This window comes from Bacillus sp. TH22 (assembly GCF_016651015.1).
GTDB classification, from domain to species: domain Bacteria; phylum Bacillota; class Bacilli; order Bacillales; family Bacillaceae_G; genus Bacillus_A; species Bacillus_A mycoides.
On sequence record NZ_JAEKER010000001.1, the window covers coordinates 4,603,280 to 4,627,529 of the forward strand.

At 37.5% G+C, this 24,250-nt stretch carries 19 protein-coding genes; 15 read left to right on the forward strand and 4 right to left on the reverse strand.

What is annotated here, in order from left to right:
* Positions 1–74: 74 nt before the first annotated feature.
* From uraA to pyrE, 9 genes are all read left to right on the forward strand, one after another.
* Positions 75–1,367 (forward strand): uracil permease, encoded by a 1,293-nt coding sequence (gene uraA, locus JFU18_RS23635; RefSeq protein ID WP_002014712.1) that lies wholly within the window; start codon positions 75–77, stop codon positions 1,365–1,367.
* Positions 1,368–1,514: 147 nt separating this feature from the next.
* Positions 1,515–2,429 (forward strand): aspartate carbamoyltransferase, encoded by a 915-nt coding sequence (gene pyrB / locus JFU18_RS23640; RefSeq protein ID WP_201050354.1) that lies wholly within the window; start codon positions 1,515–1,517, stop codon positions 2,427–2,429.
* Positions 2,413–3,699 (forward strand): dihydroorotase, encoded by a 1,287-nt coding sequence (gene pyrC, locus JFU18_RS23645; protein WP_201031687.1) that lies wholly within the window; start codon positions 2,413–2,415, stop codon positions 3,697–3,699. Before pyrB ends, pyrC begins: the two co-directional genes overlap by 17 nt.
* Complete coding sequence (locus JFU18_RS23650) at positions 3,696–4,793, forward strand: carbamoyl phosphate synthase small subunit (protein ID WP_201034260.1); 1,098 nt, start codon at positions 3,696–3,698, stop codon at positions 4,791–4,793. The genes pyrC and JFU18_RS23650 overlap by 4 nt, the downstream gene beginning before the upstream one ends.
* Entirely contained in the window at positions 4,778–7,996 is a 3,219-nt protein-coding gene (gene carB, locus JFU18_RS23655; RefSeq protein WP_201031685.1) for a carbamoyl-phosphate synthase large subunit, read from the forward strand. The genes JFU18_RS23650 and carB overlap by 16 nt, the downstream gene beginning before the upstream one ends.
* The gene (gene pyrK / locus JFU18_RS23660; protein WP_137059239.1) at positions 7,993–8,772 is read left to right on the forward strand and encodes a dihydroorotate oxidase B electron transfer subunit; all 780 of its coding nucleotides are present in this window, start codon (positions 7,993–7,995) and stop codon (positions 8,770–8,772) included. Before carB ends, pyrK begins: the two co-directional genes overlap by 4 nt.
* Positions 8,769–9,698: a dihydroorotate oxidase B catalytic subunit gene (gene pyrD, locus JFU18_RS23665; RefSeq protein ID WP_002088238.1), complete on the forward strand. Its 930-nt coding sequence runs from the start codon at positions 8,769–8,771 to the stop codon at positions 9,696–9,698. The genes pyrK and pyrD overlap by 4 nt, the downstream gene beginning before the upstream one ends.
* A complete protein-coding gene (pyrF, locus tag JFU18_RS23670) occupies positions 9,683–10,399 on the forward strand; it encodes an orotidine-5'-phosphate decarboxylase (protein WP_000083510.1) in 717 nt (238 codons plus the stop codon). Before pyrD ends, pyrF begins: the two co-directional genes overlap by 16 nt.
* The gene (gene pyrE / locus JFU18_RS23675) at positions 10,396–11,028 is read left to right on the forward strand and encodes an orotate phosphoribosyltransferase (protein ID WP_201034259.1); all 633 of its coding nucleotides are present in this window, start codon (positions 10,396–10,398) and stop codon (positions 11,026–11,028) included. Before pyrF ends, pyrE begins: the two co-directional genes overlap by 4 nt.
* A gap of 116 nt (positions 11,029–11,144) precedes the next feature.
* Here the strand turns inward: pyrE and JFU18_RS23680 are convergent, their stop codons facing one another.
* The gene (locus tag JFU18_RS23680; RefSeq protein WP_002033769.1) at positions 11,145–11,399 is read right to left on the reverse strand and encodes a YbeF family protein; all 255 of its coding nucleotides are present in this window, start codon (positions 11,397–11,399) and stop codon (positions 11,145–11,147) included.
* A gap of 166 nt (positions 11,400–11,565) precedes the next feature.
* Positions 11,566–12,951: a membrane protein gene (locus JFU18_RS23685; protein ID WP_033731203.1), complete on the reverse strand. Its 1,386-nt coding sequence runs from the start codon at positions 12,949–12,951 to the stop codon at positions 11,566–11,568.
* A 101-nt stretch (positions 12,952–13,052) separates the two neighbouring features.
* On the opposite strand from JFU18_RS23685, the gene JFU18_RS23690 reads away from it, so the two are divergent.
* The 3 genes from JFU18_RS23690 (at position 13,053) to JFU18_RS23700 (ending at position 15,816) form a co-directional block, all read left to right on the forward strand.
* Positions 13,053–13,484, forward strand: a complete 432-nt coding sequence (locus JFU18_RS23690) for a YoqO family protein (protein ID WP_242483496.1) — start codon at positions 13,053–13,055, stop codon at positions 13,482–13,484.
* Between the two features lie 707 nt (positions 13,485–14,191).
* The gene (locus JFU18_RS23695; protein WP_201034258.1) at positions 14,192–15,322 is read left to right on the forward strand and encodes an RNA-guided endonuclease InsQ/TnpB family protein; all 1,131 of its coding nucleotides are present in this window, start codon (positions 14,192–14,194) and stop codon (positions 15,320–15,322) included.
* Positions 15,323–15,474: 152 nt separating this feature from the next.
* Positions 15,475–15,816: a YoqO family protein gene (locus JFU18_RS23700; RefSeq protein WP_201031683.1), complete on the forward strand. Its 342-nt coding sequence runs from the start codon at positions 15,475–15,477 to the stop codon at positions 15,814–15,816.
* A gap of 164 nt (positions 15,817–15,980) precedes the next feature.
* Here JFU18_RS23700 and JFU18_RS23705 read toward each other — a convergent pair whose 3' ends face one another.
* A complete protein-coding gene (locus tag JFU18_RS23705; protein WP_201031682.1) occupies positions 15,981–17,051 on the reverse strand; it encodes a M24 family metallopeptidase in 1,071 nt (356 codons plus the stop codon).
* A gap of 444 nt (positions 17,052–17,495) precedes the next feature.
* On the opposite strand from JFU18_RS23705, the gene JFU18_RS23710 reads away from it, so the two are divergent.
* Positions 17,496–18,677, forward strand: coding sequence for a lysozyme inhibitor LprI family protein (locus JFU18_RS23710; RefSeq protein ID WP_078206262.1), 1,182 nt, complete (start codon positions 17,496–17,498; stop codon positions 18,675–18,677).
* 40 nt (positions 18,678–18,717) lie between these two features.
* On the opposite strand, the gene JFU18_RS23715 is transcribed toward JFU18_RS23710, so the two are convergent.
* Positions 18,718–20,427: an Rqc2 family fibronectin-binding protein gene (locus JFU18_RS23715; RefSeq protein WP_002014489.1), complete on the reverse strand. Its 1,710-nt coding sequence runs from the start codon at positions 20,425–20,427 to the stop codon at positions 18,718–18,720.
* 105 nt (positions 20,428–20,532) lie between these two features.
* On the opposite strand from JFU18_RS23715, the gene JFU18_RS23720 reads away from it, so the two are divergent.
* Both JFU18_RS23720 and JFU18_RS23725 read left to right on the forward strand, forming a co-directional pair.
* A complete protein-coding gene (locus JFU18_RS23720; protein WP_201031681.1) occupies positions 20,533–23,256 on the forward strand; it encodes a calcium-translocating P-type ATPase, SERCA-type in 2,724 nt (907 codons plus the stop codon).
* Between the two features lie 99 nt (positions 23,257–23,355).
* Positions 23,356–24,231, forward strand: coding sequence for a YicC/YloC family endoribonuclease (locus tag JFU18_RS23725; RefSeq protein WP_002088227.1), 876 nt, complete (start codon positions 23,356–23,358; stop codon positions 24,229–24,231).
* Positions 24,232–24,250 lie beyond the last annotated feature (19 nt).

Here is a 24,250-nt window from a genome sequence, read left to right on the forward strand (position 1 = left end):
AGTGTAGGACTCTTTGTGCACAGGCACAAAGAGTTTTTTTATTGCAAAAATTAAAACTGAAGGAGGATGTAACAATGGAGCAAAAGCCAGTGTTAGACATTCATGAAGTACCGAAACCGGGAAAATGGTTATTATTAAGTATACAACATTTGTTCGCGATGTTTGGATCAACAGTGCTTGTTCCGTTTTTAACAGGACTGAATCCATCAGTAGCTTTAATATCAAGTGGATTAGGAACGCTAGCGTTTCTTCTAATAACGAAAGGTCAAGTACCAGCATATTTAGGATCATCATTCGCCTTTATTGCACCAATTATTACAGCGAAAACAGCAGGTGGACCTGGAGCAGCGATGCTTGGAGGAATGCTTGCGGGACTTGTTTACATCTTAATCTCACTCGGAATTAAGAAATCTGGGTCAGAATGGATTATGAAATTACTTCCGCCAATCGTAGTTGGGCCAGTCGTAATGGTAATCGGTTTATCTTTAGCACATACAGCAGTGAACATGGCGATGAACGGTGCGGATGGTAAGTATAGCATTACACACTTTTCAGTAGCATTAGTAACATTAGCAATTACAATCATTTGCTCCATATTCGGGAGAGGATTTTTCAGTATCATACCAGTGCTACTTGGAATCATCGGCGGGTATATATTCGCTTACTTCCAAGGGCTAGTAGATTTAAAGCCAGTAGCTGAGGCAAAATGGTTTGTCATACCAGACTTCACAGTACCGTTTGTAACATATACTCCGGAGTTTTCATGGAAAATTGTACTCTTAATGGTGCCAGTTGCACTTGTAACAATTTCAGAACATATCGGACATCAAATTGTACTTGGAAATGTTATTAAAAGAGATTTAATTGAAAAACCAGGTTTACATCGTTCAATCTTCGGTGATGGGATAGCAACATTGATCGCATCATTAATAGGAGGACCACCGAATACAACGTACGGTGAAAACATCGGTGTGCTAGCAATTACGAGAGCATACAGTGTATACTTATTCATCGGTTCAGCAGTGTTCGCAATCATGTTTGGATTTATCGGGAAGATTTCAGCACTGATTCATTCGATTCCAACACCAGTTATGGGTGGTGTATCAATCTTACTCTTCGGTGTAATCGCATCAAGTGGTTTACGTATGATGGTAGACGATAAAACAGACTTAGGTGACAAACGAAACTTAATGATTGCATCAGTTATACTAGTAATCGGTATTGGCGGAGCGGTACTGCACGTAGGTGAATCGTTCCAAGTGGAAGGAATGGCGTTAGCAGCAATTGTAGGTGTACTATTAAATCTACTACTACCAGAGACAAAACAAACAAATAAAACAAAACAATCTAAGCAGATTGCTTCATAAAAATAACCTTTTAATTCAGTCCTGTGAGATAGAAAAGGGTGGCTACTTTAACGCACCCTAGTCTCAAAGACTAGGGTATTTTTATACAGTTATTGTTATATAAATTCAATGGTGTTATCATAAAAAACAGAAAGATGAGGGATGACGATGAGCCATTTGTTAACGATGAGTGAATTATCGGAACAAGAAATTTCAGAAATCCTAAAAGACGCAGAAGATTTCGCGAATGGAAAAGAGAGAAAAACGACAGAGCAAACATTTGTTGCGAACTTGTTCTTTGAGAATAGTACGAGGACGAGATTTAGCTTTGAAGTTGCTGAGAAGAGATTAGGACTTGAAGTATTAGACTTTTCCGCAGATGCATCTAGCGTACAAAAAGGAGAAACTTTATACGATACGATAAGAACACTAGAATCAATCGGAACAAAAGCGGTAGTCATCCGCCATGAGCAAGATCGTTACTTCGATGAATTAAAAGATCAGGTGAATATCCCAATCTTGAACGCTGGAGATGGATGTGGAAATCATCCAACGCAATGTCTGCTGGATCTTCTAACAATTAAACAAGAGTTTGGAAAATTTGAAGGTTTGAAGATTGCAATAGTTGGGGATGTTCGTCATAGCCGAGTAGCACGTTCTAATGCAGAAGCATTAACGAAACTGGGCGCGACAATTTACTTTGCAAGCCCAGAAGAGTGGAAAGATGAAGAGAACACATTTGGAACGTACAAGAGTTTAGATGAACTTGTTCCAGAAGTGGATGTGATGATGTTACTTCGTGTACAACATGAGCGTCATGACCATTATGAAACAGACATTATGAAAGAGTATCACGAGCAACATGGGTTAACAGTTGAAAGAGAAAAACGTATGAAAGAAGGAAGCATTATTATGCATCCAGCCCCTGTAAACCGTGATGTTGAAATTGCGAGTGAACTTGTCGAGTGTGAACGCTCACGCATATTTAAGCAAATGGAAAACGGGGTCTACGTAAGAATGGCTGTACTAAAACGCGCATTACCAAATGTATTAGGAGGAATGAAACATGAATTATTTGTTTAAAAACGGTCGTTATATGAATGAAGAAGGAAAAATTGTAGCAACAGATCTTCTCGTACAAAACGGTAAAATTGCGAAGGTAGCAGAAAATATTACGGCAGATAATGCTGAAGTAATCGATGTAAATGGAAAGTTAATGGCACCTGGATTAGTAGATGTACACGTTCATCTTCGTGAACCAGGTGGTGAACATAAAGAAACAATTGAAACAGGAACACTTGCAGCAGCAAAAGGTGGATTTACTACAATTTGCGCAATGCCAAACACACGCCCAGTACCAGATTGCAGAGAACATATGGAAGACCTGCAAAAGCGTATTAAAGAAAAAGCACATGTAAATGTATTACCATATGGAGCAATTACAGTACGTCAAGCAGGTTCTGAAATGACCGATTTTGAAACGTTAAAAGAACTTGGAGCGTTTGCTTTCACTGATGATGGCGTAGGCGTGCAAGATGCAAGCATGATGTTAGCTGCAATGAAGCGTGCATCGAAATTAAAAATGGCAGTTGTTGCACACTGTGAAGAGAACACACTTATTAATAAAGGATGTGTACATGAAGGGAAGTTTTCTGAGAAACACGGATTAAACGGTATCCCATCAGTATGTGAATCCGTACATATTGCAAGGGATATACTACTTGCGGAAGCTGCAAATTGTCACTACCACGTATGTCACGTAAGTACAAAAGGATCTGTACGTGTAATCCGTGACGCGAAACGCGCGGGAATTAAAGTAACAGCAGAAGTAACACCGCATCACTTAGTATTATGTGAAGATGATATCCCATCGGCTGATCCTAACTTTAAAATGAATCCACCGCTTCGAGGAAAAGAAGATCATGCAGCGTTAATTGAAGGACTATTAGATGGAACAATTGATATGATCGCAACTGACCATGCACCGCATACTGCAGAAGAGAAAGCGCAAGGGATTGAAAGAGCACCGTTCGGAATTACTGGTTTTGAAACAGCATTCCCGCTTTTATATACAAACCTTGTGAAAAAAGAAATCATTACATTAGAGCAACTGATTCAATTCTTAACAGAAAAACCAGCTGACACATTCGGTTTAGAAGCAGGGCGCCTAACAGAAGGTAGAACAGCTGATATTACAATTATCGATTTAGAACAGGAAGAAGAAATTGATCCAACAACATTCTTATCAAAAGGAAAAAACACACCATTCGCAGGTTGGAAATGCCAAGGTTGGCCGGTTATGACAATCGTTGGTGGTAAGATCGCATGGCAAAAGGAGAGTGCATTAGTATGAAAAGACAACTTATCTTAGAAGATGGAACAGTATTAATTGGAAAAGGTTTCGGAGGAGAAATAGAAAAGTCAGGTGAGGTTGTATTTACAACTGGGATGACTGGATATCAAGAAACTTTATCTGATCCATCATACTGCGGTCAAATCGTAACATTTACGTATCCATTAATCGGAAACTACGGCATTAACCGTGATGATTTTGAATCAATTCACCCATCTGTAAATGGTTTAATCGTAAACGAAATTTGTGATCACCCATCAAACTTCCGTAATGAAATTTCGTTAAATGATTACTTGAAAGAAAGAAATATCCCAGGATTAGCAGGAATTGATACGAGAAAATTAACAAGAAAAATTCGTCAATATGGAACTTTACGCGGACGTCTTTGCAATATGGATGTGGATGTAGAGGAAATCGTTAGCCAATTGAAAGCAACTGTCTTTACAGATCATGTGAAACGCGTATCAACAAAAGATCCATATCCAAGTCCAGGCCGTGGACACCGAGTTGTACTTGTAGACTTCGGAATGAAACATGGTATTTTACGAGAATTAAATAAGCGTGATTGTGATGTAATTGTTGTACCTTACAATACAACAGCAGAAGAAATTCTACGCCTTAGCCCAGATGGAATTATGTTAAGTAATGGACCTGGGGACCCAAAAGATGTACCAGAAGCAATTGAAATGTTAAAAGAAATTATTGGTAGAGTTCCTTTATTCGGGATTTGCCTAGGACATCAATTGTTCGCCCTGGCATCTGGTGCGAATACAAGTAAGTTAAAATTCGGTCACCGTGGTTTAAATCATCCAGTAAAAAATCTTACAACTGGAAAAGTAGCAATTACATCTCAAAACCATGGTTACGCAGTAGAAGAAGAATCAGTTGGAAATACAGAACTGGAAATTACACATGTTGCTTTAAATGATGGAACAGTAGAAGGTCTTCGTCATACGAAGTTCCCAGCATTTACAGTACAATACCATCCAGAAGCTTCTGCAGGACCAGAAGATGCAAATGATTTATTCGAAGATTTCTTAGCAATGATTGAAAACTTCAAGAAAGAAGGGGAAGAGTTATGCCAAAACGCCTAGACATTAACACAATTTTAGTAATCGGATCAGGACCAATTGTAATTGGGCAAGCAGCAGAGTTTGATTACTCTGGTACACAAGCTTGTCAATCTCTTAGAGAAGAAGGTTACAAAGTAATCCTTGTTAACTCTAACCCAGCAACAATTATGACAGATACTGCAACAGCAGATAAAGTATATATAGAACCATTAACATTAGAATTCGTAAGCCGTATCATTCGTAAAGAACGTCCAGATGCACTCCTACCAACATTAGGTGGTCAAACAGGCCTAAACATGGCGGTTGAACTTGCGAAATCAGGCATACTTGAAGAGTGCGGAGTTGAAATTTTAGGAACAAAATTATCAGCAATCGAGCAAGCAGAGGATCGTGATTTATTCCGTACATTAATGCAGGAATTAAATGAACCAATTCCATCTAGCACGATTATTCATACGCTGGAAGAAGCACATGAATTTGTAAAAGAAATTGGTTATCCAGTTATTGTTCGCCCAGCATTTACAATGGGGGGAACAGGTGGCGGAATCTGTAATAATGAAGAAGAACTAATTGAAATCGTATCAGGTGGATTAAAACATAGTCCAGTAACACAATGTTTATTAGAAAAGAGTATTGCCGGTTGTAAGGAAATTGAATATGAAGTAATGCGTGATTCGAATGATAACGCGATTGTAGTATGTAACATGGAAAATATCGATCCGGTTGGGGTTCACACAGGTGATTCTATCGTTGTAGCACCGAGCCAAACATTAAGTGACCGTGAGTATCAAATGTTACGAAACACTTCATTAAGAATTATTCGTGCATTAGGAATTGAAGGTGGATGTAACGTTCAGCTTGCACTTGATCCACATAGCTTCCAATACTATGTAATCGAAGTAAACCCGCGTGTAAGTCGTTCGTCTGCACTAGCATCTAAAGCAACTGGATATCCAATTGCGAAGCTAGCGGCGAAAATTGCAGTCGGTTTAACATTAGATGAAATTATAAACCCAGTAACACAAAAAACATACGCTTGCTTCGAGCCAGCATTAGACTATATTGTTTCAAAAATTCCACGTTGGCCATTTGATAAGTTTGAATCAGCAAACAGAACACTTGGTACACAAATGAAGGCAACTGGTGAAGTTATGTCAATCGGACGTAACTTAGAACAATCATTATTAAAAGCGATTCGTTCTTTAGAGCTTGGCGTTTATCACCTAGAGTTAGACCACTTAAAAGAGCTTGATAAAGAAACGATGAAAAAGCGTATTATAAAAGCTGATGACGAGCGTCTGTTCGTTGTAGCAGAAGCAATCCGTCAAGGTGTAACGAAAGAAGAAATCAACGAATGGTGTGAAATGGACTTCTTCTTCTTACAAAAAGTTGAAAATATCGTAAACATGGAACGCGAAGTAAAAGCGAATGTAGGAAATATGGAAGTGTTACAATCTGCTAAAGAAATGGGCTTCAGTGACCATTACATCGCCAATGCTTGGAACAAAACAGAGCGAGAAATTTACGATATGCGTAAAGAAAGCAATATGACTCCTGTTTATAAGATGGTAGATACTTGTGCGGCAGAGTTTGAATCTGCAACACCATACTACTACAGCACATATGGTGACGAGAATGAATCGATTGTAACAGATCGTAAGAGTGTAGTTGTACTAGGATCTGGTCCAATCCGTATTGGTCAAGGTGTTGAGTTTGATTATGCAACAGTTCACTCTGTATGGGCAATAAAAGAAGCTGGATATGAGGCAATCATTGTTAATAACAACCCAGAAACAGTTTCAACAGACTTCAGTATTTCTGACAAATTATACTTTGAACCATTAACAATCGAAGATGTAATGCACATTATCGATTTAGAAAAGCCAGAAGGTGTTATCGTCCAGTTCGGTGGACAAACGGCAATTAACTTAGCGGCTAAATTAGAAGCACACGGTGTAAAAATCTTAGGAACATCACTTGAAGATTTAGACCGTGCAGAAGATCGTGATAAGTTTGAAGCAGCTTTAACAAAGCTTGGTATCCCGCAACCAGTTGGTAAAACAGCAACGACTGTAGAGCAAGCAGTAGCGATCGCTGACAAAATTGGTTACCCAGTATTAGTAAGACCATCTTACGTACTAGGTGGACGTGCGATGGAAATCGTATATCGTCAAGAAGAATTACTGCACTACATGAAAAATGCGGTTAAAGTTCACGCAGATCACCCAGTATTAATCGACCGTTATATGGTTGGTAAAGAAATTGAAGTAGATGCAATTTCAGACGGTGAGAATGTATTCATTCCAGGTATTATGGAACATATCGAACGCGCTGGAGTTCACTCTGGGGATTCAATTGGAGTATATCCACCACAGAGCTTATCTGAAAAACTAAAAGAACAAATTATTGAACATACAATTGGGCTTGGAAAAGGTTTAAACATTGTTGGATTACTAAACATTCAGTTTGTAGTATTCAAAGATGAAGTGTATGTAATTGAAGTAAATCCACGTGCGAGCCGTACAGTACCATTCTTAAGTAAAATTACAGGCGTACCGATGGCAAATATCGCAACGAAAGTTATTTTAGGTCAAAACCTTGTAGAACAAGGATATGGAACTGGCTATCACCCAGAAGAGAAGGAAGTGTATGTAAAAGCACCGGTATTCTCATTTGCGAAACTACGCTCAGTTGATACAACATTAGGGCCTGAAATGAAATCAACAGGGGAAGTAATGGGTAAAGATTTAACGCTTGAAAAAGCATTATATAAAGGACTTGTTGCTTCAGGAATTAACATTCCAACGCACGGATCAGTAATCATCACTGTAGCGGATAAAGATAAAGAAGAAGCGCTGGAAATTGCAAAACGCTTCCATGAAATCGGCTATAACTTATTAGCAACAGCAGGAACAGCACAATCGCTAACAGAACAAAACATTCCGGTGCAAGTTGTAAACAAAATTGATTCTGAAGACTACAACTTACTTGATATTATCCGTCAAGGGAAAGCGCAGTTTGTAATCAATACATTAACAAAAGGAAAACAACCAGCGCGTGATGGTTTCCGCATTCGCCGTGAATCAGTAGAAAATGGTGTGGCTTGCTTAACATCACTTGATACAACGAGAGCAATCTTGAGAGTATTAGAATCTATGACATTCTCAGCTCATTCAATGAAAGAAATTACGCAAACGAAGCGTCACGAGGTGGTACATGCATGATGCAAAAGCAAAATATGATCGTCGTTAACCAAAAAGAAATCGCAAAAAACATTTACGAATTAGTGCTTCAAGGGGATTTAGTGCAGCAAATGAACGATCCAGGGCAGTTTGTACACATTAAGGTAGCAGAGGGCATTACGCCCCTTCTGCGCCGCCCAATTAGTATTTGTAATGTCGATCAAGACAAGAACGAATTTACAATGCTATATCGTGCGGAAGGACAAGGGACAAAAACATTAGCGAAAAGAAAACAAGGTGAACTTGTAGATGTGTTAGGACCACTTGGTCATGGATTTCCTGTAGAAGAAGCGGAACCTGGACAAACGGCTCTATTAGTTGGTGGGGGAATTGGTGTACCACCACTATATGAATTGTCACAGCGTCTTGTAGCAAAAGGAGTACGCGTTATTCACATCTTAGGTTTCCAAACGAAAGATGTTGTCTTCTATGAAGAGAAATTCGCAGAACTTGGTGATACGTATGTTGCAACAGTTGATGGTACACATGGTACAAAAGGGTTTGTAACAGATGTAATCGATAGCTATGGAATTGACTTTGACATTCTCTACTCATGTGGACCTTTAGCGATGCTTCGTGCATTAGAAGGACGCTATAAGGAGAGAAAAGCCTACATTTCATTAGAAGAACGTATGGGCTGTGGTATCGGAGCATGTTTCGCATGTGTATGCCATTTGCAAGCAGATCCGAGTGGGCATTCTTACAAGAAGGTGTGTAGCGACGGACCAGTATTTCCAATCGGGGAGGTTGTACTATGAACAGATTGCAAGTTGAATTACCAGGGTTATCATTAAAAAATCCAATCATCCCAGCATCTGGTTGCTTCGGATTTGGTCGTGAGTATGCACAGTTCTATGATTTAAGTGTACTTGGATCAATTATGATTAAAGCGACAACAGAACAACCTCGTTATGGAAATCCAACGCCTCGTGTTGCTGAAACACCAGGCGGAATGCTAAATGCAATCGGGCTTCAAAATCCTGGATTAGAAAAGGTAATGAATTCTGAATTACCTTTTCTCGAGCAATTTGATCTTCCGATTATTGCAAACGTTGCGGGTTCACAAGCTGAGGATTACGTAGCGGTTGCGAAGGCGATTTCAAAGGCACCTAATGTTCATGCGCTAGAATTAAATATTTCTTGTCCAAACGTAAAAACGGGTGGTATCGCTTTTGGTACAAATCCTGAAATTGCTGCTGATTTAACGAAGCGAGTAAAAGAGGTTTCTGAAGTACCGGTATATGTGAAATTGTCACCGAACGTGGCAAACATTGTGGAAATTGCAAAAGCAATTGAAAATGCGGGTGCGGACGGTTTAACGATGATTAATACATTGCTTGGTATGCGTCTAGATTTAAAAACTGCAAAACCAATTTTAGCAAACCGTACGGGCGGACTATCAGGGCCTGCGATTAAGCCAGTAGCAATTCGTATGGTACATGAAGTAAGTCAAGCGGTTAACATTCCGATCATCGGAATGGGTGGTATTGAAACAGCGGAAGATGTAATTGAATTCTTCTATGCGGGCGCAAGCGCGGTCGCAGTTGGAACGGCGAACTTTATCGATCCGTTCGTATGTCCGACAATTATTGAAGAATTACCAGCATTACTAGATGAATTAGGATTTGATCATATTTCGGAATGTCAAGGAAGGAGCTGGAAGCAAACATGTCACAGTCGTTAATCGTTGCACTAGATTTTCCAGGGAAACAAGAGGTAGAACAATTCTTACACCACTTTGAAGGGGAAGAGTTATTTGTCAAAGTTGGTATGGAGTTGTTTTACAAAGAAGGTCCTGCAATTATTACGTACTTAAAAGAAAAAGGACATAAAATCTTCCTAGATTTAAAACTTCATGATATTCCGAATACGGTAAAAAGCGCTATGCGTAGCCTAGCTAGTCTAGATGTAGATATGGTAAATGTTCATGCTGCTGGGGGAAGCAGTATGATGAAAGCTGCGATTGAGGGATTAGAGGAAGGTAAGCAAGAAGGAAAAGAGAGACCGATTTGTATTGCAGTTACACAATTAACAAGCACTTCGGAAGCTATGATGAAAAAAGAGATTGGCATTGAGAAAACGTTAGAAGAAGCGGTTGCTCATTATGCAAAATTAACGAAAGAAAGTGGACTTGATGGAGTTGTTTGTTCAACACTTGAAGTACCAAAATTACGTGAAGTATGCGGAAATGAATTTGTAACAGTAACACCGGGGATTCGTCTTGCAAGCGATGACGTAAATGACCAAGTGCGCGTAGCAACACCGAAACGTGCGAGGGAACTTGGTTCAAGCTACATCGTAGTTGGACGGAGTATTACAAAAGCAGAAAATCCGCTTGAAGCGTATAAAACAGTAAAACAACAGTGGGAAGGTGTAACAGTATGAAAAAAGAAATCGCATCGCATTTATTAGAAATTGGAGCAGTATTTTTACAACCGAATGACCCATTTACTTGGTCTTCTGGTATAAAATCACCAATTTATTGTGATAATCGTTTAACTTTATCTTATCCAAAAGTACGCCAAGCGATTGCAGCTGGATTAGAAGAGTTAATTAAAGAGCACTTCTCAACTGTAGAAGTTATTGCAGGAACAGCAACTGCTGGTATTGCGCACGCTGCATGGGTAAGCGATCGTATGGATTTACCAATGTGCTACGTGCGTAGTAAAGCAAAAGGTCACGGTAAAGGGAACCGAATCGAAGGAAAAGCTGAAAAAGGTCAAAAAGTAGTAGTAGTAGAAGACTTAATTTCAACTGGCGGTAGTGCAATTACATGTGTAGAAGCACTTCGCGAAGCTGGCTGTGAAGTATTAGGAATCGTATCAATCTTCACATACGAGCTTGAGTCAGGAAAAGAGAAACTAGAAGCAGCAAACGTAGCATCATATTCTTTAAGTGATTACAGTGCATTAACTGAAGTTGCAGCAGAAAAAGGTATGATCGGACAAGCTGAAACGAAAAAATTACAAGAGTGGCGTAAAAATCCAGCAAATGAAGCTTGGATTACAGCGTAACACGAAAAAAGACGACCGCGGGGGAACGCGGTCGTCTTTTTTATATCATTGCTAAAATTTTATGTAAAGTTCCATCGATATCAAAGAAAATCATAGTACAATCTCCTCACTAATAACTACTTATTGTTTTCTGCAACTTCATATCCTCTCACAAACAATAGAGTCATATAAGAAATAATAAATGAGAAGATACTATACATACCGACCCAAAAGAAAAACTTTGGAGGGAAGGCGATAGCACCTACTATTAAAAAACTAGCAAACGTTACAATTGGCATTACATAGTACGTTCTCGTTCTACGTGTTCCAATAACAGAAACGATAAAGATAAGTAATGGACAAATTAATAAGACAAAAATCAATTCATTCATAGTTATGTCCCCTTTTCTAATTGAAGTAATCTGTTTCTCGTAAACGTTTTGAAATAAATACTCTCCTAATATAACTTCGCTAACATATACATAATCCCTTTTGAAAGTCAGTAATAAATGATTGATTTCACAATGAAAAACGTAAGCAAGAGAATACTCGCTTACGCTATAGAATAAACATCGCAACGATCGTGGTGACGATTAAGCCAATCACAACTGGTAAAAAGTTTCGGCGCGCAAGTTCAAAAGGATCTACTTTGCATATGGCAGCGGCAGGAATAAGCGCCCAAGGAATTAAAGTGCCACCGCCAGTCCAGATTGCTGCAATTTGCCCAAGTGCTGTTAATGTAGCTGTTCCATGCCCAAGTGCTGTTCCGAAAAGATTGGCAATCGAACCAGTAAGTGATATACCGGAAAAGCCAGATCCATCTAAGCCTGTTATGACACCAACGATAGTTAATGTTCCTGCCGATACATATTGGTTTAAAGGAACAATTTGAGATAAGGCGATTCCTAAGTCGTTAATGATTCCATGTGAACCTTTCGGTAAATAGTCCCCGATAATTTTCACAAAGCCGCTATCTCCTAAATAAAAGAGTGCAGCAATTGGGATAACTGGACCAAAGATTTTAAATCCAAATTGGAGCCCTTCTATAAAATAATCGGTCGTTTTATTCAGTCCATTACCTTTGTAGGCGATGAGAGAAATAATGATAATCATAATAACAGTCGTCCCGCCGATAAGTGCAGTTGCATCGCTTCCTTGTAGTTTAAATTGAATCATGCAAAGAATATCTATGGCATATACGATCGGAATACAAATAGCGAGCCATTTTTTTGTCTGAGGAGATAATGAAGTGAGCGTTTTAGAAGACTCAGTTGATGGAATAGATTCTTGTATAGATAAGCCTGTATGAAATTCTTTTCGTAAGAAGAAAAATGCGACGGAAGTTGTCACAATACCCATAACGATAACGAGGGGAACACTGGCTGAAACAACGCTGGAAACAGGAAGACCAGCAGCATCTGCAGTTAATTTCGGTGCACCTTGAATAACGAAGTCACCAGATAAGGCGATGCCGTGTCCGAATAAGTTCATAGCGATTGCGACTCCAATTGGCGGAAGGCCGACGCGTACAGCGACTGGTAATAAAATGGCCCCCATTAAGGCGACAGCTGGAGAAGGCCAAAAGAAAAAGGAAATTGTCATCATTAAAAGACCGATAATCCAGTAGGCATGTGCAGGTGTACGAATCATCTTTGTAAATGGTGAAATCATCGTATCATTTATGCCGGTATGAACGAGTAGGTTGCTCATTGATACGATAATGGAGATGATTAATATAGTTGGTAATAGTTCGGTAATGGCGTAAATGAAACTTTGAAAGATACCACTAATGGCAAGAGGGATAGAACTTGTAGCGGTTAATGCTAATAAAAAGATAAAAACGATACAAATGATCGTCGTATCTTTTCTAAAAATAAAAAAGGTAATAATAGTGAGTAAACAAAGAATATAGAGAGCATGTAAAAGCGTTAATTCAACTCCCATAACATTCACATCCTTTAGGCATTCGTGTAGTTCATTGTATGGAAGCAGTGAAAGTATGTGAGGATAGGAAAAAGAAAAAAAGTGAAATTTCATGTACTGTAATGGTAAGAACAATAAATGGATGTTACAATACAATTAACCCTAAAAATGGAATTAAAGAAGGGCTTATGCGCAAAGAAATTAGATTTTGGGGATTTATCATATCTTGTAGTCTATTAATCATTTTAAATCTGCTTACAAACAATGAATGGATAAGTATCATACCTGTTCTCGGGTTTGTTTTTATACTGTTATATCGTTGGGATGACATGAAACAACATGGTAAGAAAGGTATTGGAATTATGATAGGTATCATTGTTGTTTGTTCATTTGTCGTAGGGGTTATTTTAATAGAGGGCCAAAAGCAAATGGAGAAAATGTCTATTTTTCAAGATTGGATGTCTTCTGCGAAAGGTCTTTATCTTGTAATTGTAGTCGTTATTTTTCTAAGAGTCATGATAAGAATAGCAAGTTACATATTAAAGGAGAAGTAGAATGGGGGAGTACGAATGAGAGAGAAAATAGGGTAACTAACTGTTACGATTTATTTAACCAATTATAACTAAAGTTAATTAAATATATCAGTAAGCCCTGCTAGTCAAGTGATTGGCTAGTAGTGAGGGTTAACTGCGGGCAATCCCTAAAGCTGATTGAACTACAACGTGGCTAGAAATGGCGAGCGTGAATGTCGCGAAAGCAGAAAAAATCAATCAGATCGTGCACGGTTAAATCCTAAACACTAGAATAATGGGTCTTCCGCATCGAATCGTCTAAGTCAAAATTGATAAGATGAACGTTCAACGACTATCTCGTATAACTGACGAGAGTATATCACAAGCCTATGGTGATGGGAAAATCCTCTATCCCTAAAGAGATAAACATATAGTCTGCGCTCATGTGAAAACATGAGAAGTTCATAAGAGAACTGGCCAAGGAATTGCGCCCTTAGTTGAACGAGATAAATTTTATTGAATCTATCAAACTTCATTGAATACACTGAACGTATGTGCAATATTGGATTCAATGAGGTAAGAATAATAATGAAATTTTTACGAGTTAGTCAAGTATCGGAATTAACAGGTTTGTATCCTAGTAGTCTTAGGAGAATGCTGGTGGAACACGCTACTATTCAGAAGAACAAATCTTTCATTATCTGAAAGGTGAGTGCCGAATAATCGCACAGTAAAGGAGTAAAATTCTGATGATATTGGCGAAGAAAGTCAGACTGATTCCAACGCCTGAACAAGAAAAAGTGCTTAGAAACCATGCTGGTGCTGCAAGATTCGCTTATAACTATTGTAAAAAAATGAGTGATAGATACTATAAGTTATTTGGAAAATCTGTTTCACAGTTAGCTTTACAGAAACGATTTACAAAGATCAAGAAGCGAAAGCGATATGAGTGGTTAAATGACATCAACGCACAAGTTCCCAAACAGGCTTCAAAAGATTTTGATAAGGCGAGGAAAAATTCGTTCGAAAAGTACAAAAATGGTTATCACACTTCTTATAAATCTAAAAAAGATTTAATTCAAGGATTTTATGCCAATTATGAAAGACTGATTATAGGAAAGAAAGTAGTTCATATTCAGTCTATTGGAGAAGTGAAAGCAAGCCAACAACTACCAAGAAACAAAAAACTATCCAATCCAAGAGTTACATTTGATGGTCGTCACTGGTGGATTAGTGTAGGGTTCCAAGAAGACTTTGAATCACAAGAACTAACCGATGAGTCGATTGGTGTGGATGTTGGTGTAAAAGAGCTTTTTGTAGCTTCTAATGGTATGAAAGAACGAAATATAAACAAAGATGCCAAGGTTAAAAAACTTTTGAAAAGGAAAAAGTCAGCACAGAGAGATATGTCTAGGAGATTTAAAAAAGGTGTAAAAATTCAATCTGCCGGATATGAAAAAGCTAAAACTGAGCACCTGCGGTTATCTAGGAAAATTACGAATATCCGAAATAACCATATCCATCAAGCAACAGCTAAATTGGTGAAAACCAAACCAATGAGAATTGTTGTGGAAGACTTACCTATCTCAAACCTGTTAAAAAACAAAAAACTATCGAAAGCATTTTCATTTCAAAAATTAAACTTCTTTTTTCAATGTTTGTCATACAAGTGCGAGAAGTATGGCATTGAGTATGTAAAAGCTGATAAATGGTTCGCCTCAAGCAAGATTTGTTCATGTTGCGGAGTAAAATACGACCATTCAGTTCAACCAGAAGGACAGTGGAGTTTAAAAATACGTGAGTGGCGTTGTGTTGGGTGCAATAGCCATCACGATAGGGATGTAAATGTGTCGATAAATTTATCAAGATGGGTAAAATAAATGCTTGATAATAGGAGGTAACGATACTGCCTCGTGTGGAGTGTTATACCCCTCGTCCCTTCGGGGGTGCGAGAACACGATGAAGCACTAACTTGTATAAATTTGATTGAATTGTATAGATTTAGTTAAGTTTATCGTATCGGTATTATGGTGTGCTCGTTTGTTTACTATTATCAGTTATTTCGGGGCAACTTCTTAAAAGTGAATGGGTACCAGTAATATTATGTATAGGAGTATTGATTTTTGCTCCTATGTATCGCTGGGATGAATGGAAAGCATATAGTCGAAAAAAGAAAATTGTTTTCAGCATCGAGTTTGTCATTATAATTAGTACGATTCCGTTTTTGTTATTGAAAGGAAATGAGATAATAGATGGAATTGTAATGTTTCAAGGGTGGTTATTTATTGCGAAATTGCTATATTTAATATGCATTTTAATATCGGTAGCGGTAGTCGCTAAAAAAGTAAACGAAAAGTTATTCGTTAATGAATAAAAGAAAATGCCACCTTATTCGGTGGCATTTTCTTACTTTACTGAATGAGCTTTTTGCATCTTTTTAACTAAACGAATTTGTCCGCGATGGTTGATCTCATCTTCAAATACGTGAAACCACTTAAAGTAGTTATGAAAAAACTCCTGTTAAAAAGTTCATGATTTTTAACAGGGAATGACAATTAGTTCCCGATTTGCCTTTGTAATAACCTCATAGCCCTCTTTTGTGATGACAATATCATCTTCAATTCTACACCCGCCCCAGTTTGGTATATAAATACCTGGTTCAACTGTAACAACCATACCTTCTTCTAAAGTAGCCTTACTTTCTTGGGATAGACGGAGAGGTTCATGAATTTCTAACCCAAGCCCATGACCAGTAGAGTGGCCGAAATATTGACCGTATCCATGTTCTGTAATGTAATCTCTCGTTATATCATCGATACTTTTCGCAGTTTCTCCAGGTTTAATGGCTGCAGTTCCACGCTTTAATGCTTCTAATACAACATTATATATTTCTTTGAATTCTTCCGATGGTTCGCCAATCGCTACAGTACGTGTTAAATCGGAACAATACCCGTTATAAAGTGCACCGAAATCTAATGTAACGATATCGCCGTGCTCGATTATTTTATTCGATGCAACGCCATGAGGAAGTGAAGAGCGAACGCCAGAAGCTACAATAATTTGAAATGATGAGGATGTAGCCCCTTTCTTTCGCATGAAAAATTCTAATTCATCTCGGACATCAGTCTCACTTATTCCTGGCTTTAGAAACGTAAGGATGTGGTGAAATGATTCGTCAGCAATATTAGCCGCAATTTTCATTGTTTCTATTTCAGGTGTGTCTTTAATAATGCGAATATCTTCGATGATTTCGCACACTTGCACCATTTCCGCATGTATGTATTTTTGTAAGTTTTTATATTGTTGTAATGTCATGTTATTTTCTTCAATTCCAAGTTTTTGAATGTTTAATTTCGATACTTGATTTGCGATTTCTTTTTCTAGATTTCCTTTATGCATAATAATTTTAGCTTCTTTTATTTGTGATTTCGCTTGATCTACATAGCGGAAATCAGTTATAAAAACAGCTTTATCCGCAGAGATTAAGACGACGCCAGCGCTACCTGTAAAGCCTGTTGCATATTGGCGATTTTCTTTTTTGGTAATAAGTAATCCGTCAATTTCATATTTTTGTAGTTGATTTTGGATTTTATTAATTCTTAAAGTCATGTTAATTTCCCCCTTTTCACAGTATTGAATAAAGCAAATAGCGTGCCAAAAGTTAACTTTAGAGAAAGGATAGTGGGGAATATATATAAGGGAAGGTAAAGTTCTGTCCGCTATTTGTGGGAAGGACTATTTGAAAACTACGGATTGCTTCAAAATATTAGTGAGCAAATGAAAAGAACATCGAATCGATTTTTTTACACACTGTAAAAAAATTTATACAAATACGAGAAAATAATGTCAAATTTTTTTGGAATATCGAAGTTAGGAAAGAAAAGGATAAGCGATGTTTAGAGTGTATATTTGAAAATAACATTACATTTATTATTTATTTTAATATAAAAATTAATATATAAATAAAAAATTATTGATACAATAGGTAATTGTTGGGTTTCTCTCGAAGATAGGGATACGTAACGAATAAATAGGATTAAGGAATGTGAGTATATGAAAAAATTAAGTAAAGTAATGTCATTTTGCTTGGTAGTTAGTATGTTTGTTCTAGCAGGTTGTGAAAAAAGTGAAAACAAAGTTCAAGTAAATGAAAAGATTGAACAGCTTGATGAAGCACCAGAAGTGACAGGAAAAGAAGCGAAAAAGATTGTACGAAAGAGCGTAGATAGGATAGCAAACGCTTTTAGTGAGATGGAAAAAGAAAATGGATGGAGCCGAAATAATCCTGGAGATATGGAGACAGCGAAAAAAGGAGTTAAGGGATTAGTTACAGATAAGTTTGTAGAAAATCAGCTTCCTAAGTCGCTTGACACATTTAATAGGTCTAGAGAGACGGATATGTTGCCATTCCCAATTCATATTGAGCCAGACGTGAGAATAACTTGTTCACAGAAAAATGATGTTTTAAAGATTGAGACGCTTATCCTTGCAAATGATATGGGGAATGAAGCGGAGACGTGGGAATTTGTTTTAGTTTATACCGATGGAAAATGGTTAATGGATAAATGGTCATCAAATACGCCAGTAGATTTAAAGTTAACTAAAGAAGAAGCTAACGAAATTCTTAGAGTTCAAGGTTTCAAGAATGTCTCTTTCGTTAGAGAAGAGAATAGTGGAAATAAGAAATATATTTTTAAAGAAAGTAACGGAGTAGTTGCTGTGGATGCCCAAACATCTGTTATTACTCACAATGTAGATGATGAAGAGCAAGAAAAGGTAACGAAACAAGATTTTATTCAAGAGCAAGAAACAGCTAAGGGAAATGATTCCAGTACGTATACTAGTTCAAAAGAAGAGAAGCAGCCAAAAAAAGAATCTTCTTCAGTATTAGGTAAAACTAAGGCTCTAAATGAGTTAGTTGCTCTAGAAAACGAAGAAAAACATACAAATGTTATGTCAACAAATGACATAGTAAATGAAATAGAAGGAAATTATCAACTATGGGATAATAAACTAAATGAAATTTACAGTACATTAAAAAATACGATGTCAGCTGATGCATTTCAGTCATTAAAAACAAAACAGATTGCATGGGTTAAAGAAAAAGAAAGTAAAGTTACAGCGATTGGTACAGATCCAAATAATGGAACGATGAGACGTATAGAGGCTTCGGAAGAGAAATATAAGATGACAAAAGAAAGATGTTACGAATTAGTTAATGGATATATGAACTAAATTAAAGAATGCGTTGCTAGCAAGCAACGCATTTTTTAATTTACGCTTTTAATTTCATTACTGTATCAGCATCTGGTGTTACATATAATGTTTGTTGATTGTCATATGTAACAAATCCAAGTTTTGCACCGCTCGGTTTTTTGACATGGCGTACCTTTGTGAAATCTACAGGAACAGAACTAGAATCTTTTGCTTTACTGTAATAAGCAGCGATTTTAGCGGCCTCTTGTAAAGTCTCTTCCGTAGGTTCAAGAGAACGAATGACAACGTGGGACCCAGGTATGTCTTTCGTATGTAACCAAATTTCATCACGACGGGAGAATTTCGTTGTTAAATAATCATTTTGCTTATTGTTTTTACCGACGAAAATTTCTGTGCCATCACTAGCTAAATATTTGTCCAATACTGGTTTTGTCGGTTTTTTCTTTGTGTTTTTCTTCTTACGATTACGTACATAACCTTCTTCGGTCAGTTCTTCACGAATCTCTTCAATATCTTTTGAAGAAGCAACCTCCATTTGTTGAAGTAAGCTATCGAAATAAAGGATTTCTTCATTTGTTTTTACGATTTGTTCTTCTACAATAGCAACTGAATTTTTCGCTTTTTGGTACTTTTGGAAATAGCGTTGTGCATTTTCAGATGGTGTTTTTAAAGGATTTAATGTGATTTTTACAGTCCCACCATTTTCGTCGTAATAGTTAACGACTTCTATCTCTTTATCACCTTTTTTCAAAGCGTACATATTGGCTGTAAGTAGCTCTCCAAATAGTTGATATTTATCTGCTTTTCCGGCATCTTGTAATGTTTTTTCTAGTTTAATTAGCTTCTTTTCGTTTTTTGTTTTTTCATTTTGCATAAAGCGTTCTAAATCGTGAGCTTGTTGTTTTACACGATCGCGCTCTGCTTTACCAAAGAAGAAACGATCTAATAATTCACTAACAGATGAAAATGTTTTTTCGTTTCCTTGTAAGTGAGAAAGAGGGAATAGGTAAAAGAACTCTTTTCCATTTGCTGTTATCATTGCTGGCACGTACTGATGTGTTAGCAATGGTTTTTGCAAGCTGAAGAAAGCTTCAGATAATGCTTTTTCATTTGCCATACCTGCTTTTTTTACAACTTCTTTTGCAAATAATGGGGAAATTCCCATGAATGCTCCGACAAGTTGTTTGTCCATGTTGCCAGATAAAAAGTCTAGCGGTTTAATAAAATCATCTTCTGTTTCGATAAGAAGCGGATTAACTTTATGTTGTGCCGGTGGGGCAACATATTCAGCTCCAGCATATACAGTACGATGTCGGTTTACCGCTAAAGAAACGTGTTTTAAGCTATCTAAAATAACATTTGTTTTCGTATCTACTAAGATAATATTACTGTGTCGTCCCATTATTTCGATTACTAATGTTTTTACTGATTCGTCACCGATTTCATTGCGACTGCGGACTGTAATTTGAATAATACGTTCTAAGTCAATTTGTTCAATTTTTTCAATAAATCCACCTTCTAAATGTTTGCGAAGAAGCATACAAAACATCGGCGGTAGCGCTGGTGAATTGTAGTTTTGATTTGTTAAGTGCATACGCGCATATGTAGGGTGAGATGAAAGAATTAGTTTTTGGTTTTTTCCGTTTGCTCGAATATGTAATAAAACTTCATATTTTGAGGGTTGATATATTTTTGAAATTCTTCCTGTTTGAAGAGAATTTGCAATTTCATGTGTAATTGCTCTTGTAAATAATCCATCGAATGCCATGAATGAACACTCCTTTCTAACTAAAAGTTAATTATAGCATTTTTTTGGACGAGGCTGAATAAGCTTTCATTAGAGTATGTCTGGAATCAGGAGGTCGATGGCAGGATGAACTGGTATGAAATGCGAGCACATGAAGTGGAGGAAAGAACGAATACGAATGTGGAGGTAGGTCTTACAGAGCAAGAAGCAGAGGGCCGATTAAAGAAATTTGGTACAAATGAATTGCAAGAAGCAAAGCGGCCTTCTGCGCTTATGGTGTTTTTAGCGCAATTTAAAGATTTTATGGTACTTGTTTTATTTGGTGCTACAATTATTTCAGCTTTTTTAGGAGAGTATATTGATTCGATTGCAATTGTTGCAATTGTTATTATTAATGGTGTCCTCGGTTTCTTCCAAGAGAGGAAAGCTGAAAAATCGTTGGAAGCTTTAAAAGAATTGGCAGCTCCTCAAGTTACTGTACTAAGAAATGGGAAGTGGATAAAAGCGCCGTCAAAAGCGCTTGTACTAGGTGATATTATTAAATTTTCTAGTGGTGACCGTATTGGCGCGGATGTTCGCCTTGTGGAATCTTCAAGTTTATATATTGAAGAATCGGCTCTTACAGGAGAGTCATTGCCTGTACAAAAGAAGGTAGATGCGTTACAAGGTCAAGATGTTTCAATTGGTGATCAAAAAAACATGGCATTTATGGGGACGATGATAACGAGAGGTGCTGGAACAGGGGTAGTCGTAGCAACTGGAATGAATACAGCTATGGGGCAAATTGCAAATATGTTGCAAAATGCTGAGCAAATGGAAACGCCATTACAAAGAAGATTAGAACAGCTTGGAAAAATTTTAATTATTGTTGCTCTTATTTTGACGGCTCTTGTTGTACTAGCTGGTGTATATCAAGGGAATGAAGTGTATCACATGTTTTTGGCTGGGGTTTCGCTTGCTGTTGCAGCTATTCCAGAAGGATTGCCAGCTATCGTTACGGTTGCGCTATCACTTGGTGTACAGCGTATGATTAAAAAGAGGGCAATTGTGCGAAAGTTGCCAGCTGTAGAAACGTTAGGCTGTGCTTCTGTTATTTGCTCAGATAAAACAGGAACAATGACACAAAATAAAATGATGGTAACACATATGTGGTCAGGCGGAGAATTGTGGAAAGTAACAGGTCAAGGCTATGAGCCAACAGGTTCGTTTATGAAAGGTGAAGAAGTAATTGACCCTACTAAGACGAAATCACTGTATCAACTACTTACATTTGGCTGTTTATGTAATAATGCGAATGTTATTCAAAAGAAAAAGACGTATGTGTTAGATGGAGATCCAACAGAGGGAGCTCTCGTTGCTGCTGCAATGAAGGCGGGAATATCACGTGAAGCTCTTAAAGGAAAGTTTGAAGTCATTCGTGAATTTCCTTTTGATTCAACTAGAAAAATGATGAGCGTTATCGTTCGTGATTGTGAGGGTAAAAAATTTGTTATTACAAAAGGAGCACCAGATGTTCTTTTGCAAATGAGTCAAACAATTTTGTGGGGAAATAAGCAGCAGCCTTTAAGTGAAATGTATCGAAAAGAAGTGCAGGCAGCGATTCATAGTTTAGGAAGTCAAGCTTTACGAACGATTGCGGTGGCATTTAAACCGCTAAAAGCTACAGATTCAATTGAACATGAAAGAGAAGTCGAGCAGGATTTTATGCTTGTTGGAATACAAGGAATGATAGATCCGCCAAGACTAGAAGTGGCGCAAGCGGTGAAAGAGTGTAAAGAAGCTGGTATTAGAACGGTAATGATTACGGGAGATCATAAAGTGACGGCAATGGCAATTGCGGAACAGCTAGGGGTTTTACCGGCGGGTGGACGCGTTGTTGAAGGTGTAGAACTTGCGAATATGGATGTAGAGGCATTAGAAGATATTGTAGAAGATACGTATGTATTCGCTCGTGTGTCTCCTGAGCATAAATTGAAAATCGTTAAGGCGCTGCAAAATAAGGGACATATAGTAGCTATGACAGGTGATGGAGTGAACGATGCTCCAGCTATTAAAACAGCTGATATAGGGATTGCGATGGGAATTACAGGGACAGATGTTGCAAAAGAAGCTTCGTCACTCGTGTTGTTAGATGATAACTTTGCTACGATTAAATCGGCGATTAAAGAAGGTAGAAACATATATGAAAATATTCGGAAGTTTATTCGGTATTTGTTAGCATCTAACGTTGGTGAAATTTTAGTTATGTTATTTGCGATGTTACTTGCACTGCCATTGCCGATGGTTCCAATTCAAATTTTATGGGTGAACTTAGTTACTGACGGTTTACCAGCGATGGCATTAGGTTTGGATAAGGCTGAAGGAGATGTGATGAAGAGAACACCACGCCATCCGAAAGAAGGGGTGTTCGCTAGAGGGCTTGCGTGGAAAATTATAAGTCGTGGTTTTCTAATCGGAGCAGTGACATTAGTAGCGTTTATTATTGCATTTAACCAGCATCCGAATGAATTGAAGTATGCACAAACGGTAGCCTTCGCAACATTAGTACTGGCTCAGCTTATTCATGTATTTGATTGTCGTAGTGAACATTCTATATTTCACCGCAACCCGTTTGGAAATATATATTTAGTAGGGGCGGTTATTATTTCTTTACTGTTAATGCTTGTAGTTATATATTATCCACCATTACAGCCGATTTTTAGCACAATGCCGATACAAGCACGAGATTGGTTGTTAATTGGAGGATTATCATCTATTCCGACCTTCTTATTAGTAGGATCCTTATTAACAAGAAAAAAGGGGAAAAAGAAAAAGCCGCTGTTATATAAGAAGGGATTAAACTTGAAATAGTCAATGATATGAAAATATGATATAATTTACAGAAGGTAGTAGAGCCTTGTCTCTATTGCCTTTTTCATTGAGTTATTTCATGGCTTGGATGTGATAAAGATGATTTGTAGTATGACAGGATTTGGAAGATCGAAGGTAGAAAACGATACTTTTCAAATAACAGTAGAAATGAAGTCGGTGAACCATCGTTTTTTAGAAATGAGTATTCGGCTTCCGAAGCAAATGATGGCGTTTGAAGACAAGATTCGTAAAATAATTGCAAAGCAAGTTCGCCGTGGACGTATTGAAGTGTCTATTAGTATAACAGGTGAAGGGCTTGTTGAAAGAAAATTAACTGTGAATTGGGAACTTCTCAAGCAGTACCAATCCATTATGGAAGATATAAAAGGGAAATTTCAATTACAAGATTCTATTACACTCGGGCAACTAATGGGAATGCCAGAAGTAACGGCAGTTGAAGAAATAGAAAATGTAAATGAACAATTTGAAACCGGTTTATATGAGGCTGTTCGCCAAGCTGCTCATATGTTGAAAACGATGAGAGATGGTGAAGGAGAACGATTACATAAAGATATAGCATATCGTTTGCAAGAGATTCATAATTGTGTAAATGCAATTATTCCACATGCACCAATTGTTACACAAAAATATCGTGAACGATTAGAAAATCGCTTAAAAGAATTACATAATCAAGATTTAGATGAACAACGATTGTTGACAGAAGTAGCAATATTTGCAGAACGTTCAGATATTCACGAAGAATTAGTTCGATTACAAAGTCATTTAGATCAATTTCGTGAAGCATTGCAAATTACAGAGCCTGTTGGAAGGAAAATGGACTTCATCGTGCAAGAGATGCATAGGGAAGTTAATACGATAGGTTCTAAGGCAAATGACTTAACAATTTCAAAATATGTCGTAGAAATGAAAAATAACCTTGAAAAAATTCGTGAACAAGTACAAAATATTGAGTAGCTTTCAAAAAATATATAAA

Bases quoted from the DNA above. Each gene is read 5' to 3' on its own strand.
- uraA (WP_002014712.1), top strand. From the start codon at position 75: ATGGAGCAAAAGCCAGTGTTAGACATTCATGAAGTACCGAAACCGGGA.
- pyrB (WP_201050354.1), top strand. From the start codon at position 1,515: ATGAGCCATTTGTTAACGATGAGTGAATTATCGGAACAAGAAATTTCA.
- pyrC (WP_201031687.1), top strand. From the start codon at position 2,413: ATGAATTATTTGTTTAAAAACGGTCGTTATATGAATGAAGAAGGAAAA.
- JFU18_RS23650 (WP_201034260.1), top strand. From the start codon at position 3,696: ATGAAAAGACAACTTATCTTAGAAGATGGAACAGTATTAATTGGAAAA.
- carB (WP_201031685.1), top strand. From the start codon at position 4,778: ATGCCAAAACGCCTAGACATTAACACAATTTTAGTAATCGGATCAGGA.
- pyrK (WP_137059239.1), top strand. From the start codon at position 7,993: ATGATGCAAAAGCAAAATATGATCGTCGTTAACCAAAAAGAAATCGCA.
- pyrD (WP_002088238.1), top strand. From the start codon at position 8,769: ATGAACAGATTGCAAGTTGAATTACCAGGGTTATCATTAAAAAATCCA.
- pyrF (WP_000083510.1), top strand. From the start codon at position 9,683: ATGTCACAGTCGTTAATCGTTGCACTAGATTTTCCAGGGAAACAAGAG.
- pyrE (WP_201034259.1), top strand. From the start codon at position 10,396: ATGAAAAAAGAAATCGCATCGCATTTATTAGAAATTGGAGCAGTATTT.
- JFU18_RS23680 (WP_002033769.1), bottom strand. From the start codon at position 11,399: ATGAATGAATTGATTTTTGTCTTATTAATTTGTCCATTACTTATCTTT.
- JFU18_RS23685 (WP_033731203.1), bottom strand. From the start codon at position 12,951: ATGGGAGTTGAATTAACGCTTTTACATGCTCTCTATATTCTTTGTTTA.
- JFU18_RS23690 (WP_242483496.1), top strand. From the start codon at position 13,053: ATGGTAAGAACAATAAATGGATGTTACAATACAATTAACCCTAAAAAT.
- JFU18_RS23695 (WP_201034258.1), top strand. From the start codon at position 14,192: ATGATATTGGCGAAGAAAGTCAGACTGATTCCAACGCCTGAACAAGAA.
- JFU18_RS23705 (WP_201031682.1), bottom strand. From the start codon at position 17,051: ATGACTTTAAGAATTAATAAAATCCAAAATCAACTACAAAAATATGAA.
- JFU18_RS23710 (WP_078206262.1), top strand. From the start codon at position 17,496: ATGAAAAAATTAAGTAAAGTAATGTCATTTTGCTTGGTAGTTAGTATG.
- JFU18_RS23715 (WP_002014489.1), bottom strand. From the start codon at position 20,427: ATGGCATTCGATGGATTATTTACAAGAGCAATTACACATGAAATTGCA.
- JFU18_RS23720 (WP_201031681.1), top strand. From the start codon at position 20,533: ATGAACTGGTATGAAATGCGAGCACATGAAGTGGAGGAAAGAACGAAT.
- JFU18_RS23725 (WP_002088227.1), top strand. From the start codon at position 23,356: ATGATTTGTAGTATGACAGGATTTGGAAGATCGAAGGTAGAAAACGAT.